Origin of the sequence: Shewanella marisflavi (assembly GCF_002215585.1) — a bacterium.
Classification (GTDB): domain Bacteria; phylum Pseudomonadota; class Gammaproteobacteria; order Enterobacterales; family Shewanellaceae; genus Shewanella; species Shewanella marisflavi.
The window spans coordinates 411,492-425,712 of record NZ_CP022272.1; the positions used below are offsets into that span (position 1 = coordinate 411,492).

17 protein-coding genes are annotated in these 14,221 nt (G+C 52.7%); all 17 read left to right on the top strand.

Annotated features, from left to right (window positions below):
* Positions 1-236: 236 nt before the first annotated feature.
* The 17 genes from CFF01_RS01890 to CFF01_RS01970 all read left to right on the top strand — a co-directional run bounded on the left by CFF01_RS01890 (position 237) and on the right by CFF01_RS01970 (position 14,167).
* Positions 237-1,118, top strand: coding sequence for an MSHA biogenesis protein MshI (locus CFF01_RS01890; protein ID WP_088903668.1), 882 nt, complete (start codon positions 237-239; stop codon positions 1,116-1,118).
* On the top strand, positions 1,119-1,724 hold the full coding sequence (locus CFF01_RS01895; RefSeq protein WP_088903669.1) for a PilN domain-containing protein: 606 nt from the start codon (positions 1,119-1,121) through the stop codon (positions 1,722-1,724). It abuts the gene before it with no gap.
* The gene (locus CFF01_RS01900) at positions 1,721-2,377 is read left to right on the top strand and encodes an MSHA biogenesis protein MshJ (protein ID WP_088903670.1); all 657 of its coding nucleotides are present in this window, start codon (positions 1,721-1,723) and stop codon (positions 2,375-2,377) included. The genes CFF01_RS01895 and CFF01_RS01900 overlap by 4 nt, the downstream gene beginning before the upstream one ends.
* A complete protein-coding gene (locus CFF01_RS01905) occupies positions 2,358-2,684 on the top strand; it encodes an MSHA biogenesis protein MshK (protein WP_198387107.1) in 327 nt (108 codons plus the stop codon). The genes CFF01_RS01900 and CFF01_RS01905 overlap by 20 nt, the downstream gene beginning before the upstream one ends.
* Positions 2,685-4,364: a pilus (MSHA type) biogenesis protein MshL gene (gene mshL, locus CFF01_RS01910; RefSeq protein ID WP_088903671.1), complete on the top strand. Its 1,680-nt coding sequence runs from the start codon at positions 2,685-2,687 to the stop codon at positions 4,362-4,364.
* Positions 4,365-4,369: 5 nt separating this feature from the next.
* On the top strand, positions 4,370-5,275 hold the full coding sequence (locus CFF01_RS01915) for an ExeA family protein (protein WP_033539069.1): 906 nt from the start codon (positions 4,370-4,372) through the stop codon (positions 5,273-5,275).
* Positions 5,272-6,462 (top strand): tetratricopeptide repeat protein, encoded by a 1,191-nt coding sequence (locus CFF01_RS01920; RefSeq protein WP_088903672.1) that lies wholly within the window; start codon positions 5,272-5,274, stop codon positions 6,460-6,462. The genes CFF01_RS01915 and CFF01_RS01920 overlap by 4 nt, the downstream gene beginning before the upstream one ends.
* Positions 6,459-8,219: a GspE/PulE family protein gene (locus tag CFF01_RS01925; RefSeq protein WP_088903673.1), complete on the top strand. Its 1,761-nt coding sequence runs from the start codon at positions 6,459-6,461 to the stop codon at positions 8,217-8,219. The genes CFF01_RS01920 and CFF01_RS01925 overlap by 4 nt, the downstream gene beginning before the upstream one ends.
* Before the next feature lie 2 nt (positions 8,220-8,221).
* Positions 8,222-9,439: a type II secretion system F family protein gene (locus tag CFF01_RS01930; protein WP_088903674.1), complete on the top strand. Its 1,218-nt coding sequence runs from the start codon at positions 8,222-8,224 to the stop codon at positions 9,437-9,439.
* A 40-nt stretch (positions 9,440-9,479) separates the two neighbouring features.
* Positions 9,480-9,971, top strand: coding sequence for a hypothetical protein (locus CFF01_RS01935; RefSeq protein WP_088903675.1), 492 nt, complete (start codon positions 9,480-9,482; stop codon positions 9,969-9,971).
* Positions 9,972-10,044: 73 nt separating this feature from the next.
* Complete coding sequence (locus CFF01_RS01940) at positions 10,045-10,680, top strand: type II secretion system protein (RefSeq protein ID WP_198387108.1); 636 nt, start codon at positions 10,045-10,047, stop codon at positions 10,678-10,680.
* Positions 10,681-10,745: 65 nt separating this feature from the next.
* Positions 10,746-11,258 (top strand): type II secretion system protein, encoded by a 513-nt coding sequence (locus tag CFF01_RS01945; RefSeq protein WP_088903676.1) that lies wholly within the window; start codon positions 10,746-10,748, stop codon positions 11,256-11,258.
* Between the two features lie 17 nt (positions 11,259-11,275).
* A complete protein-coding gene (locus CFF01_RS01950) occupies positions 11,276-11,788 on the top strand; it encodes a type II secretion system protein (protein ID WP_088903677.1) in 513 nt (170 codons plus the stop codon).
* 146 nt (positions 11,789-11,934) lie between these two features.
* Positions 11,935-12,384: a type II secretion system protein gene (locus tag CFF01_RS01955; protein ID WP_088903678.1), complete on the top strand. Its 450-nt coding sequence runs from the start codon at positions 11,935-11,937 to the stop codon at positions 12,382-12,384.
* Positions 12,374-12,925, top strand: coding sequence for a type II secretion system protein (locus tag CFF01_RS01960; RefSeq protein WP_088903679.1), 552 nt, complete (start codon positions 12,374-12,376; stop codon positions 12,923-12,925). Before CFF01_RS01955 ends, CFF01_RS01960 begins: the two co-directional genes overlap by 11 nt.
* Positions 12,925-13,740: a PilW family protein gene (locus CFF01_RS01965; protein WP_088903680.1), complete on the top strand. Its 816-nt coding sequence runs from the start codon at positions 12,925-12,927 to the stop codon at positions 13,738-13,740. The genes CFF01_RS01960 and CFF01_RS01965 overlap by 1 nt, the downstream gene beginning before the upstream one ends.
* Positions 13,730-14,167: an MSHA biogenesis protein MshP gene (locus CFF01_RS01970; protein ID WP_088903681.1), complete on the top strand. Its 438-nt coding sequence runs from the start codon at positions 13,730-13,732 to the stop codon at positions 14,165-14,167. Before CFF01_RS01965 ends, CFF01_RS01970 begins: the two co-directional genes overlap by 11 nt.
* Positions 14,168-14,221 lie beyond the last annotated feature (54 nt).

A 14,221-nucleotide genomic window follows, 5' to 3' on the forward strand; every position in this document is an offset into this window, starting at 1 on the left:
TTTGTTACCGCCTTGCAGGGCTTGATAAAGGCTTGTTAGTGCTGGGTTACTGTTCTATGTTTATCCAAGTGTATCTAATTGATATTTGTTTTTTTCTATAAAATTAGGCGATTAGTCGCTACAATAACGCTATTATTTTGACGCTTTCCTCGAGGCAATATCGGCCCTCGTTTTGAGGTAGAGCGATTTGGGACACTCATGGCGCGTGAGTATCAAATTGATGGATATGCCTTAAAATGGAAAACAGTCTTTTGAGTAAGTTTGCCTTTTGGCAAAAAAAACACGATAGAGCCAATTTGGGCGTCTACATAAACGCCGCTACTGTTACCTTTTTTCAACGCGATGGCGATGCTATCCCTTTCTCTCTAGCCATCGATGGCAATAACTGGTCTGCGTTATTCAAGGCATTGACCGACAAGATCCCCGCTCCGCATCTGCAACTTGTGCTCAGTGAAGACTTTTACCAACTGCTGGTGGTCGACAAACCTATGGTCGAACCCGAGGAGTTGCATCAGGCGTTGGTGTGGTCGATCAAGGATATGGTGTCTGAGCCAGTTGAACTGCTGCATCTGGATTATTTTGAGGCTCCTGAGTCGACCACCAATAAGGTGACCGTCGTGGTGGTGAACCGCGCTTGGCTTCAGGAGCTGGTCAAGGCGGCGGCACAGCATGATGTGACGATAGCCGGGATCAGTATCGAAGAGATGGCCATTAGCAACTATGGCGCCGAGGACAAGTTGGCGCACATGGTGCTGTGCCATAAGCCAGGTAGCGAACTCTTGCTGACAGTGGTCAAGCAGGGCCAGCTCTATATGCAGCGTCGTATTCGTGGATTTAGCCAGATAGACAAGGTGTCGAGCCAAGATCTGCAGCTAGGTGTGGCCGATAATCTTAGCCTAGAGCTACAGCGCTCCATGGACTATTTCGAGAGTCAGCTACGCCAGGCGCCCGTGGCGTCCATTGGACTCCTGATGGGCGGAGAGCATCAGCTATTAGCCCAATTGCTGGCGAAAAATTTTGATCAAGGGGTCGAGGTGATCGCCTGCGACAGGGTGCAGGATAAATTGGCTCAGTGGGCGCTCAATGAGCTTGAAGGCCAAACGGAGGAGTTAGCTTAGATGAATCCGAAACTGCGAGTTAACCTCTATAACGCTTCTTTGTTGCCTCCGGCGCAGCGCCTCTCCTTTGCGCGTCTAACACAGTTGGCTCTAGGCCTGTTGGTGCTGATGTTGACGGCCAACTTGCTGGCCTATTTCAATCTTAACAGCCTGGAAAGCGACAAGGCTCAGCTGCTTGAACACAAACGCGCTTTTGACCAGCAAAAGGCGCAGCTTGAACAGGCTATTGCTAAGCGCCGCGCCTCGGCCGAGTTGGTGCAAGAGGTGGATTTACTGTCGCAGCAGGTCGAGCTAAAGCGGTTGCTGCTTGGTGAGTTATCTCAGGTAGAAAGTTTGACCAGCAAAGGCTATTCGCCACTGCTTATTGGGCTGGCACAGGTGACCGACGATCAGCTCTGGCTGAGCCGTATTCAGGTGAAACAAGATCAGTTTGTCTTTGAAGGCTTTAGCGCGGCGCCAAATGCCGTGCCGCTTTGGCTTGCACGTCTGCAAGGGGTCGAGCCGCTCAAAGGGCAAGCCTTTAGCACGCTGACCATGAATCGTGGTGACAAGCAGCCGCTGGGCTTTGTGCTGCGCAGTCAGCGTGATGAGGAGCCGATGAAATGAAGCAGCTGATGACACGTTGGGGTGAAGCATTTAATCAGTTAAGCCAGCGGGAGCGAGTGATGATCGCTTTGGCGGTCGTGGTGGTGATTGGCATGCTTCTCTATCTGCCGCTGGAGTCTCAGCTGGAGAAAAGGGGCCGTTTGCAGACCAATATCAACACCTTAAATGCTGAGAATAAGATCTCTCAGCAACAGATAGCCCTGTATCAGGAGACCCTGGCAAAAGACCCAGATCAAGAGTACCGCCAACGTCTGGCCAGTTTGCAACAGCAGATGGCAGATATCGACCAACAGTTGTCGTTTCAGATGGTTGATATGGTCCCGGCCGACAAGATGCCGACCATGCTAGGTGAGTTGTTAGGACGAGTAAAAGGGATCGAGCTACAGGGGTTTGAATCTTTAGCACCCACGCCGTTACTGGCTCTGGGCGATGAGCAGAAGCTCAATCTCTATAGCCATGGGATTAGGCTTGAATTTGTTGGCGACTATTTTGCCACGCTCAAGTTCATTCAGGCAGTCGAGTCTATGCCAAGCAAACTTTACTGGCGTCATCTGGATTATGTCGTGGGCGACTACCCCAAGGCGAAGGTGATGTTAGAGGTCTACACCCTCAGTATCAATAAGGATTTTATCAGTGTTGCGAATCAAGAGTAATGTGTGGCTGGCGGTGCTTCTCTGCCTTAGCGTGACTCAAGTGTCGGCGCAGACCCTGAGGGACCCGACTCGCCCCGGCGCTGGGGTGACAAGCGCTGGCTTGGGGCAGGGTGGACAGCCATTGGTATTAAACAGCCTAATGATCACCAACCAGTCGGCGACGGCCATTATTAATAACAAGACGTTCACCACAGGTGACAGGGTAGCCGGTGTGAGGATCACTCGCATCACTCAGCAGGGAGTCTGGCTTGCCGACGGCCGTCAGCTCAAGCTCTACCCAGAAGTAACAGCGACTAAGGGACAATAAATGACTGCGATGAAAACCATAACACCTCTGATCGTGCTGATGTTAGCCGCCTGTCAGACTACGGATCGTCCCCAGCCAGTCGAGTCAAAGTCGGCTATCGATAATTCGATTGCAGCGGCGCAGACTAAACCTAAAACACCGCCGCCAGCGGCAGTGATGCCTGATTCGGTGCAGCGAGAATTACAGTCATCAGCCTTGTTGACTTCTCTCTCGCCTAGCCAACCCAGTGAGCGTCGTTTCGATGTGTCGGCTAAAGATGTGGATGCCAAGGTCTTTTTCCCAAGTCTGGTACAGGGTACGCCCCTGAGTGTGGCAGTGCATCCGAATGTGACCGGCACAGTGTCCCTGTCGCTTAAGGGAGTCACCCTGAGTGAGGCGCTGCAGGTGGTTGAGGATATCTATGGTTATGAGGTGAGCCGCGAAGGACGCATTTTACGGATTTTTCCCGCAGGTATGCGCACCGAGACTATTCCGCTGAACTATCTCTACATGGAGCGTCAAGGCCTGTCGTTGACCTCGGTAAATTCCGGACGGATCTCAGACAACAACAATAGTAATAGCAATAACAATGGCAACAACGGCAATAATTACAACAATAACTCGAACAACAGCAACGACAGCAGTAACAACAATAGTAACGAGACCACCAACGGTACCTTTATTCGCTCAAAGACTAAGACAGATTTTTGGGGGGAACTGAAGGATACCCTGGAATCGATAATCGGCAGTACCGGCGATGGTCGACAGGTGGTGGTCAGCCCACAGGCGGGTTTGGTCACCATCAGAGCCTACCCCAATGAACTGCGGCAGGTGAAGACCTTTATCAAGACCGCCGAGAGTCATCTGCAGCGTCAGGTGATCCTCGAAGCCAAGGTGCTTGAGGTTACCCTGTCTGACGGTTATCAGCAGGGGATCCATTGGGAAAGCGTATTGGGTCAAAGCGGTAACAACAGTGTAGAGTTCGGCACTTCGCCCTCTCCTGATGGATTGGGTGATGTGATCACTTCAGCCATTGGCGGTATTACGTCTCTACAGGTGAAGGGCAAAGACTTTAGCACCATGATTAATCTGCTCGATACCCAGGGCGATGTCGATGTGCTCTCCAGCCCCAGGGTCACGGCATCGAACAACCAGAAAGCGGTGATCAAGGTAGGCCGCGACGAGTACTTCGTAACCGATGTCTCCTCGACCACAGTGGCAGGCACCACACCTGTGACCACGCCCGAAGTGGAACTGACTCCCTTCTTTTCGGGTATCGCCCTGGATGTGACGCCGCAGATCGACGAAGAGGGCAATGTGCTGCTACATATCCATCCTTCGGTGATCGACATCAAGGAACAGAACAAGTCGATCAAGGTGTCAGACAACACACTCGAGCTTCCCCTGGCACAAAGCGAGATCCGCGAGTCAGATACCGTCATCAAGGCCAATACCGGCGATGTCGTGGTGATCGGCGGCCTGATGAAGAGCGAGAATATAGAGTTGGTTTCTAAGGTACCTTTATTGGGGGACATCCCGTTTCTGGGCGAAGCCTTCACCAACCGCTCTAATTCACTACGCAAGACTGAGCTGGTGATCCTGCTTAAGCCTACGGTAGTGGGCGCCGATACCTGGCAGACCGAGTTGCAGCGATCTAAGGCGTTGTTGGATCGCTGGTACCCAGAAGAGAAGCAGGAGTAAAGGCTGTGTACCTGCAGCACTTTAACCTCATTGAGGCGCCGTTTTCGTTGACGCCCAATACCGGATTCTTTTTCGGTTTGGCGCCCCATGTCGAGGCGCTGCAAGTGCTGCAAACGGCCCTGCAGACAGGAGAAGGTTTTATCAAGGTGACCGGCGAGGTGGGTACAGGTAAAACATTGATCTGCAGAAAGTTACTTAACGATATTCCCGAGCGTTTTCACTGTGCCTATCTGCCCAATCCCTATTTGAGCCCCAGCGAGCTACGCTGGGCCGTGGCGCTGGAGCTTGGGCTGAAATATAACGCCGAGCTTGATCAGCAGCGATTAACCACTCTGATCCAGCAGCAACTGATTGCGCTGAGCGCCCATGGTCATTCAATCGTCTTAGTGCTCGATGAGGCCCAGGCCTTGCCAGACGAGAGCCTTGAGGCGCTGAGGTTGTTTACCAACCTGGAAACCGAGAGCCGCAAGCTGTTGCAGGTTGTGCTATTTGGGCAGCCAGAGCTGGATAATCGTCTGCAGCAGGCTAATTTTCGCCAGCTAAGGCAGCGGATCACCTTTAGCTATAACCTCAGGCCGATGACCAGCGATGAGACTCGCGCCTATCAGGCCCATAGACTTCAGGTGGCCGGCTATCGCGGCCCGGACCTGTTTGGTCATCGAGAGAGTCGGCTTATTGCCCGCGCCGCCAGAGGAATTCCACGGCTCATCAATATCTTGTCCCATAAATCTCTGCTGCTGACCTATGGCGAAGGGGCGCAGCAGGTGACAACTAGCCATGTGAAGGCGGCGATTGCCGATACCCAGGATGCCGCAAAAAGCAGTTTAGCCAGCTGGTGGTTGGGCACCGCAGGAGCGCTGTCGCTGTGTGGTGGCGCGCTCTGGTTTTGGTTGACTAGGGGGCTGGCATGAGCGTCATCAATACCATGCTTAAAGATTTGGATAAGCGCCAGCAGTCCCATGGCCTGGATGAGCTGCCTGTGCCGCCATTGCAATATCGTCAGGCGCCGCAGTCGCGTCTGCCCTGGTTGCTGCTCTTGCTGCTATCACTCTCGTTACTGGTCTTGGGTTATTTTGCCTGGGCACGATTTGGCGCGTTAGAGCGAACCAATCTGGCACTGCAGCAGGACAATCAAGCGCTGACCCAGGAGATCGCCGCCGGTAATAACAACTTTGTGGTGGGGGAAGAGGCTCTAGCATCAAGTGGAGTTGAGCCCTTAGCTCAGGAAGAGCCTTCAGCTAATAAAGAGCCTTCAGCTAATAAAGATCCTTCAGCTCAGGAAGAGCCCTCAGCTAATAAAGAGCCCTTAGCTAAGGAAGAGTCTTCAGCTCATGAACAGCCCTCAAAATCAAGCGTAAATGCAGCTCTAGGTGAAGAGCCTCTGCTGCCAGCACAGGCATCCTTAGATACTCGGTCTGACAATAGAGGCGAAACCATCAAGGCCAGCCCTAAGCATGAGGCTGAGCCCAACACAGTCAAACCCGCTGGCACCATGGCGGTGACCGAGGTGCAGCTGTCGCCAGAGGCAATGGCCGAGAAACGCCTTAGTCAGGCCAAGCTGGCCCAAGAGGGTGGAAACTTGTCTCAGGCCGCAGGTGATTTTACCGAGGTGCTGCGTCTTAATCCCGCGCTGCATGAGGCGCGGCAACATCTGGCGGCGCTCTACTATGGTCAGGGGCGTTTCGACCAGGCTGAATCTGTGCTGGCGCAGGGGCTGGCTCTTTATCCACAAGAGTTTGATTATGCGCTCCTGCTGGCTCGAGTGCTGGCAGACAAGGGCGATGATGCCGGGGCGCTAGCAGCACTTGGAAAAATCCCCGACCAGCACTTGCTCGCCAAACAGAAGTGGGTAATGCAGAGTCATCTGGCCCAGAAGAGTGGAGCATATGCCTTGGCTGAAGAGAGTTATCGACACTTGGTAAGCGTCGAGCCTCGTCAGGCCAAGTGGTGGATGGGGCAGGCCTACGCCTTGGATTCCCAGCAAAAGTATGCCAGTGCCAAGCAGGCTTATGGTCAGGCGCTGGCCTTACCCGGCTTGTCAGAGCAGGCGAGCGCCTTCGTTCAGCAGCGACTGACCCAGTTAGGAGATATTGAGTGAAACCCAAGTTAAAGATGCGCCTCGGCGACTTATTGGTACAGGAAGCGATCATCAGCGAAGCGCAGCTGGGTCAGGCTCTGGCCGAGCAGCGAAATACAGGCAAAAAGCTTGGGCGAACCCTTATTGATCTCTCGTGCATCACAGAAGAGCAGTTGCTTAAGTTTTTGTCGCAGCAGCTTAATATTCCCTTCCTGGATATCAGCCGCCGGGCGATACCGCCGCAGGTGGTGAATCTTCTGCCCGAGGTGCAGGCCCGTCGCTATCGCGCGCTGGCGGTCGAAGATAATGGCGACCATGTGTTGGTGGCCATGAGTGATCCGGCCGATCTACAGGCGATGGATAATATCGAGGTCTTGCTGGCGCCTAAGGCGATCAAGATTGCGGTGGTCACCGAGACTCAGCTGCTGGAGGCCTTCGATAATCTTTATCGCCGCACCGGTGAGATCGCGCAGATCGCCGGAAGGCTTGAAGAGGAATATGCCGCCGACGATCAGTTCGATCTGGCTAGCCTGACCGATGCCGACAGCGATAACGAAACCACAGTGGTTAAGCTGCTGCAGTCGATCTTTGAAGATGCGGTGCAGATGCGCGCCTCGGATATTCATATTGAGCCGGGTGACAAGGTGCTGCGGATCCGTCAGCGTATCGACGGCCAGCTTCAGGAGAACACTCTGCAGGAGGTGAATATCGCCTCGGCGCTGGTATTGCGTCTTAAGTTGATGGCGGGGCTGGATATCTCCGAGAAGCGACTGCCCCAGGATGGTCGCTTCCACATGGAGATCAAGGGCCACAAGATAGATGTGCGTATGTCGACTATGCCTATCTATCACGGCGAGTCAGTGGTGATGCGTCTGTTGGATCAATCTGCGGGCTTGTTGACCTTAGATGAAACAGGCATGCCAGCCGAGATGCTGGCGCGGGTGCGCAAACAGATCAAACGCCCTCACGGCATGCTTCTAGTCACTGGCCCTACGGGTAGCGGTAAGACCACGACGCTTTATGGCGTGCTGAGCGAGCTTAACACCGCCGATCGTAAGATCATCACGGTGGAAGACCCGGTGGAATATCAACTGCCGCGTATCAACCAGGTACAAGTTAACCATAAAATAGGCCTGGATTTTTCCAATGTGCTGCGCACCACCTTGCGTCAGGACCCGGACATCATCATGGTCGGTGAGATGCGTGACCAGGAAACGGTCGAGATCGGCCTTAGAGGCGCGCTCACGGGCCACTTTGTGCTATCAACTCTGCATACCAATGATGCGGTCACCAGTGCCTTGCGTCTTTTAGATATGGGCGCTGCCAGCTACCTGGTGGCCAGTGCCCTAAGAGTGATCATCGCCCAGCGTCTGGTGCGCCGCGTGTGTCACAACTGCGCGCAGCCCCATCAATTGAGCCCTGCGGATCAGGTTTGGCTGCGCAGCATCAGCGAGCGTGATTTTAGCCAGGCGAAATTCAGCATAGGCACGGGTTGTCAGAGCTGTAACGGTAGCGGCTATCGTGGCCGTATCGGGGTGTTTGAGATCCTGGAGCTGGATGAGTCGATGATTGAAGCGATGCGTAGCGGCAATCCACAGGCGTTTGCCAAGGCGGCTTATCAGAGTCCTAACTTTACGCCGCTGGCCGAGTCGGCGTTGCAATATTTGGCCGAGGGAATGACGACTATCGAAGAGGTGGCCAAGCTTATTGAAGATGCCAGCGATGCCCAGATCCCGCTGTCCCAGGAGATGATCCACCAACATGAGATTGAGGGCTAACTATGCCTGTATACCAGTACAAGGGTCGTGATGCGCAGGGCAAGGCGGTGACGGGGCGTGTCGATGCGACCACCCAGAGCGCCGCAGCCGATCAGCTGCTTTCTCGCGCCGTGATCCCTCTGGAACTGGTGGAGGCTAAGGCCGCGCGGGAATTTCAGTTAGCTAGCCTGTTCAAGAGCAAGGTGGGCCTGGATGAGCTGCAAATTTTTACCCGGCAGATGTATTCGCTGACCCGTTCTGGCATTCCCATTCTGCGCGCTATCGCCGGCCTGTCGGAGAGCTCTCACTCTAAAAGGATGAAGGAGGCCCTGAATGACATTTCAGATCAGCTGATCTCGGGGCGGCCACTGTCGTCGGCGATGAACCATCATCCCGATGTGTTTGATGCCTTGTTTGTCTCCATGATCCACGTAGGTGAAAACACGGGTAAGTTGGAAGATGCCTTTATTCAGCTGTCGGGTTATATAGAGCGTGAGCAGGAGACCCGTCGGCGCATCAAGGCCGCGATGCGTTACCCCATTTTTGTACTGATCGCGGTGGCGCTGGCCATGGTGGTGCTCAATATCATGGTTATTCCTAAGTTTGCCGACCTATTTGCCCGTTTTGGCGCCGATCTACCCTGGGCTACCAAGCTGTTGATCGGTACCTCTAACTTCTTCGTCAACTACTGGTACTTGCTACTTGCGATGCTGGTGGCGGGCTTCGTGGGGATCCGTTATTGGTATAACACAGAGAAGGGCGAGAAGCAGTGGGATAGATGGAAGCTTAAGATCCCGGCTGTGGGCAGCATCATAGAGCGCTCGACCCTGTCGCGATATTGCCGCAGCTTCTCCATGATGCTGAGTGCGGGCGTGCCCATGACCCAGGCATTGAGCTTGGTGGCCGATGCCGTGGATAACGCTTATATGCATGATCGCATTGTGGCTATGCGCCGGGGGATAGAGTCCGGCGAGTCTATGCTGAGGGTGTCGAACCAGAGTCAGCTGTTCACCCCGTTGGTGCTGCAGATGGTGGCAGTTGGTGAAGAGACGGGCCAGATAGATCAACTGCTTAACGATGCTGCTGATTTTTATGAGGGTGAGGTCGATTATGACCTCAAGAATCTGACCGCCAAGCTCGAACCGATTTTGATCGGTATCGTGGCGGTGATCGTCTTGATCCTGGCGCTGGGTATTTACCTACCTATGTGGGACATGCTCAACGTTGTGAAAGGTGGTTAGCCATGATGGCCTTAAGCCTTTTATTTGCTGAGAATTGCTGATGAAAAATCAACAGCGAGTCGATGGAGAGCTAATGCAGGCCTATGGCAAGGTAGTGGCAATCTTGGTGCTCTTGTTGATCTTAGGCGGGCTGGGTTATGGCTATTTCGCTAAGGTGGATCAGGTGTCATCTCAGGGGCTTAGGTTTGAGCATAATCGCTTGTTGAATGTGTTGGCTATGGTACGTTCTCAGTGGTTGGTGCAGGGACGCCCCAAAGAGATGCGTCTCGATTGGTCGACGGCTATCGATCTGGGAGACGGCCAACAGCCATTGATTAAGATGAGCGACCAAGGTTGGCCAACCTTAAGCAAAGTGACTCAAGAAGGGTGTAAAACACTCTGGTGGCAACTCCTGGGTGGACGAAACGAGTTATCTAAAATTATTACCCAGGCGGATGAAGCCGGAGAGGTTTGTAGTTATATTGCTAATAATGGTGATCGATTGAGTTATCAGCTCCGCTCCGGGCAAGTTATTTTTTTGACGGATCGTTGAATTTAATCATGTCTAAGGTTTTATAGTTTGATGTAAATGCTAGAATTATCAGGATTATCTAAGGGAGATTTTTATGAACATGCGAGCCCGCAATAAGGCAGCCAATCAGAGTGGTTTCTCTCTGATCGAGCTAGTGATTGTGATAGTGATTCTGGGGATTTTAGCGGCAACGGCCATTCCACGTTTTTTGAATGTGACCGATGATGCCGAAGATGCTAGCGTAGATGGTGTCGCGGGCGGTTTGGCCACGGCGGTTAGCTTCGTGCGTTCGCAGTGGGAAGTCGATGGGCGTAACAATGCTAACGTGGTCTTGGATGGTACCCAGATCTCTCTCGATACCCGCTTTGGTTTTCCTACAGGGTCAACCTCAGGCAGTGGTATCGTTAGCGCTACAGGTATGACAGACGCCGCCTGCCAGGAGGTTTTCCAGAATATTTTGCAGGGCGCGCCGCGTAATGTGTTGTTCAATCAAGATGCCCGTAATCAGCGCTTTACCGCACGGGTATTAGATGGCGCTGGTGGCAATGGCGTGGCGATCGATGGTACCCAGGTGACCAACTTAGACCTCTGTGTTTATCATCAGGTGACTTCCCTGGTGTTAAATACCACTACAGGTGTGCCGACACCCGCGCCGGATCTGGATACGGCCAATGCCAAAGGGATCCTTTATAACCCGGGTACCGGCCAGGTGTTGAGTTTTACGAATTAATTTTGAGCCTTGCCCCGGGTGAGGCTAACAACATTTACTGCAAGAGCGCATAACAAGGAAAAGCAATGAAGAAGCAAAACGGCTTTACACTGATCGAGTTAGTGGTCGTGATCATCATCTTAGGGATTCTGGCCGTGACCGCAGCGCCTAAGTTTATTAACTTACAGAGTGATGCGCGCTTGTCTGCGTTAGCCGGGATGAAAGCCTCGATTCAAGGTGCCAACTCTTTAGTTTATTCCAAAGCCGCGATTGCCGGGAAGGAGAAGGGTGACGCTAATGGCGCGGCGACTTTGGATATAGGCCTAGGTACCGGAAATGATATTAATATCGTTTATGGTTACATGAAAGCGACTGAAGCCGATTTCGAGAAAGGGTTAGACGTTTCTTTTGCTGCAGGTTCTGATGGACAACCGACCAATACGTCTGCAACCGATGAGTGGATTATCAAAGAAGAAACCTCAAAGGTGACTATTTGGCAAAAAGGTGCTCCAGCTGGCTGTAAATTGGAATATACCCAAGCGACAAGCTCCAGTGCTGGCCCTACATTTGCAGCCATGCCGACGACTTCAAATTGTTAAAAAATTAGGAATATCAAATGAATAAACAAAATGGTTTTACACTAATTGAATTAGTGGTCGTTATTATTATTTTAGGGATTCTGGCGGTGACCGCGGCGCCAAAGTTTATCAACCTACAAAGTGATGCTCGTAAATCAACCGTCTCAGGATTGGAAGCCGCTATAAAAGGCGCCGATAGCCTAGTGCAATCTAAATCATTGATTGCCGGCAACGAGGCTGTTGGTAGTGATTATAATCCAACGGTGACTATAGATGCTGCTGGTACAACAGTGGCATTGAATTATGGTCATGCTAAGGCTGTTTGGGCGGGTAGCTTGGCAAATGCCTTAGACATTAATGCATCGGAATCTGATAACAGTACAGAATGGTTATATGTTGAAGATTCGGCTACGAAAAGCATTTATTTCTACCCTCAAGGTCAGACTAGCCCTAAAGCTACCCAAAATCCTGGTACTTGCTATGTGCAGTATGTCAATGCATTAGAGGCATACGGATCTATAACGGTAAATACAGTCGTTACGGGTTGTTAAGCCTGTCTCATTTCCAAAGGCCTGCAATGCAGGCCTTTTTTGTCTTAGGCCAAGAGACTAATTACTGAAATCGATGGCAATATTTGCCATACTCTGTAGGTTATTAGAAAGTTTAACGCTATCAGCGTGTTGCGGCTGGGGTGTCGATGAATAAACAACAAGGTTTTACCCTTGTGGAGCTGGTTACAACCATCATCTTGATTGCCATTCTTTCTGTGGTGGTCTTGCCGCGCTTCTTTACCGCCTCGAGTTACAGTGCCTATACCCTGAGAGATGAACTGATTAGTGAGTTGAGAAGGGTGCAGCTGATGGCGCTTAATAATCTGGATCGTTGCTACAAGGTGAGCGTGACAGAAGCGGCCTATCGGGCCGACATCTACGGCGCCGACTGTAGCAGCCTGTTGGTCACAGGAACGCCTCAGTCACTGCCCCGTCAGACTAGCTTAAGCTTAGGTGGGCTGAACAGTTTTACCCTGCAGTTCGATCGCGATGGTAGGGTGGCGGGGAGTTGTACGGTGGGTTGCAATATAAAGGTGGCCGCCGATGACACCTTAGATCTCATCATAGAGAGTCAGGGGTATATTCATGGACGCTAGCAGATTAAAGGTATCTCGGCGCGCTTCAGGCTTTACTTTGGTTGAGCTGGTCGTGGGTATGATAGTGCTGGGGATAGCCCTGACCATGTTGACGACTTTGTTGTTTCCCCAAGCGGATCGCGCCGCCGAGACGCTGCACAGGGTGCGCTCTGCCGAGCTGGCTCACTCGTTGCTTAATGAGATTTGGGGTAAGCGTTATGATCAAAATGCTAACCCCAATGGCGGTGTGCCTGCCTGCAGTGCGGCGGCGCGGCCAGACCTAGGTTTGCCTGCTGGACTTCCCTGTACCGACGAGGCCAACTTTGGCCCGGGCGGCCTTGCACGTAACGCCTATCGCGATGTGGATGACTATCATGGCCTGACTCAGGCCAGCAAGATGCTCAACTCGGATCGCACCTATGCCCAGGAGTACCTCAACTACCAACTGTCGGTCAGCGTTACCTATCCCGGTAGCGATAAGAGCAGCAAGCTGGTGGCGATCAATGTGACCACCCCAAGTGGTGAGGTGATCACCTACCATGCCCTGCGGAGTAATTATTGATGCGCCAGTCACCGAAGACGAGCAGGCAAGGTAATAGGGGCTTTACTCTGGTAGAGATGGTGACCGTTATCATCATTCTCGGTATCTTAGTCGTCGGGGTGAGCAGCTTCGTTATCTTGGGAACCCGTATTTTCGTTGAATCCAGCTCTGTGGATCAGGTGCTCAGTCAGAGCCGATTTGTGATTGAGCGGATGACCCGTGAGCTGCGTAATGCTTTGCCAAACAGCATTCGGGTAGGGAGCTCAAGCAATGCACAATGCATAGAGTTTATGCCTATCACCGCCAGCGCCAGCTATATCAGCTTGCCAATTGCGCCGGATAGTGCGGCAAGCAGCGGCAGTGTGATGCTCCCGGCTCAGGGCGTTAATCTAAATCATAAAATAGTGGTTTATCCGCTATCGCCAGGGCAGATCTATCAAGACACGCCTTCGACGACTCAAGGGCGCATCTTCAATGTTAAACAGTTGAGCGGCAATCAACTTGAGTTTGATAATCCGCTGCGTTTCGATGAGGCCTCGCCCCAGCGGCGTTATTTTATGGTCAATGGTGCCGTGAGTTACTGCTTCTTAGGCAGCGGTGATATCAGGCGCTACGACGGCTATGGGGTTCAGAACAGCCAGCCGACACCTTCGCAGATGGGGGCGGGCGCCCTGATGGGCCAGCATGTGGTCAACAATCTGAGCAGTGAGGCACCAATCCATTACACGCCGGGCACCTTGACTAATAATGCCGTGGTACAGTTGTCGCCCCGTTTTGAAGTGAATGGCCAGACCTTTCAATATCAACATCAGGTACAGGTGATCAATGTTCCCTAATCGAGCCAGGCAGCAAGGCAGCGCCCTAGTGATAGGTATCTTCATCATTACCGTGATGTTTTTAATGGCGGCGGCACTCGTCAATATCGTCAGTGATGCCGATGAGGGGGTGAATCTGGAGGTTCTGGCGACCCGCGCCTTTGCCGCAGCCAATAGCGGCGCCGATGCCGCCCTGGCGCAGCTGTTTCCCTTAAGCGGGGCCGTGGTGGGGTGCGCTAGTGTGTCATCGAGCTGGACGCCGCCCGATGTCGTGGGTTTTCATGGCTGCAGCGTGGTGTTAACTTGTAGTCAGACTTCTGTCGGGGCGGGGAGCGACATGGTGACCCAGTATCTTATCGGCAGTGAGGCGACCTGCGCCGTGGGCGACTGTGACGGCGACGCCTGTCTGCGTGTCAATCGCAAGGTGGAGGTCGAAGCCCGTGAATAAGTTCCCCCTGTCTCTGCTTTGTGGAGTACTTTTCTTGGTGTTCTCTGTCACAGT

What these genes read in the sequence shown, in the direction of transcription:
- CFF01_RS01960 (WP_088903679.1), top strand. Translation starts at nt 12,374, where the DNA reads ATGGACGCTAGCAGATTAAAGGTATCTCGGCGCGCTTCAGGCTTTACT.
- CFF01_RS01895 (WP_088903669.1), top strand. Translation starts at nt 1,119, where the DNA reads ATGAATCCGAAACTGCGAGTTAACCTCTATAACGCTTCTTTGTTGCCT.
- CFF01_RS01945 (WP_088903676.1), top strand. Translation starts at nt 10,746, where the DNA reads ATGAAGAAGCAAAACGGCTTTACACTGATCGAGTTAGTGGTCGTGATC.
- CFF01_RS01955 (WP_088903678.1), top strand. Translation starts at nt 11,935, where the DNA reads ATGAATAAACAACAAGGTTTTACCCTTGTGGAGCTGGTTACAACCATC.
- CFF01_RS01950 (WP_088903677.1), top strand. Translation starts at nt 11,276, where the DNA reads ATGAATAAACAAAATGGTTTTACACTAATTGAATTAGTGGTCGTTATT.
- CFF01_RS01970 (WP_088903681.1), top strand. Translation starts at nt 13,730, where the DNA reads ATGTTCCCTAATCGAGCCAGGCAGCAAGGCAGCGCCCTAGTGATAGGT.
- CFF01_RS01900 (WP_088903670.1), top strand. Translation starts at nt 1,721, where the DNA reads ATGAAGCAGCTGATGACACGTTGGGGTGAAGCATTTAATCAGTTAAGC.
- CFF01_RS01930 (WP_088903674.1), top strand. Translation starts at nt 8,222, where the DNA reads ATGCCTGTATACCAGTACAAGGGTCGTGATGCGCAGGGCAAGGCGGTG.
- CFF01_RS01940 (WP_198387108.1), top strand. Translation starts at nt 10,045, where the DNA reads ATGAACATGCGAGCCCGCAATAAGGCAGCCAATCAGAGTGGTTTCTCT.
- CFF01_RS01890 (WP_088903668.1), top strand. Translation starts at nt 237, where the DNA reads ATGGAAAACAGTCTTTTGAGTAAGTTTGCCTTTTGGCAAAAAAAACAC.
- mshL (WP_088903671.1), top strand. Translation starts at nt 2,685, where the DNA reads ATGACTGCGATGAAAACCATAACACCTCTGATCGTGCTGATGTTAGCC.
- CFF01_RS01965 (WP_088903680.1), top strand. Translation starts at nt 12,925, where the DNA reads ATGCGCCAGTCACCGAAGACGAGCAGGCAAGGTAATAGGGGCTTTACT.
- CFF01_RS01935 (WP_088903675.1), top strand. Translation starts at nt 9,480, where the DNA reads ATGAAAAATCAACAGCGAGTCGATGGAGAGCTAATGCAGGCCTATGGC.
- CFF01_RS01920 (WP_088903672.1), top strand. Translation starts at nt 5,272, where the DNA reads ATGAGCGTCATCAATACCATGCTTAAAGATTTGGATAAGCGCCAGCAG.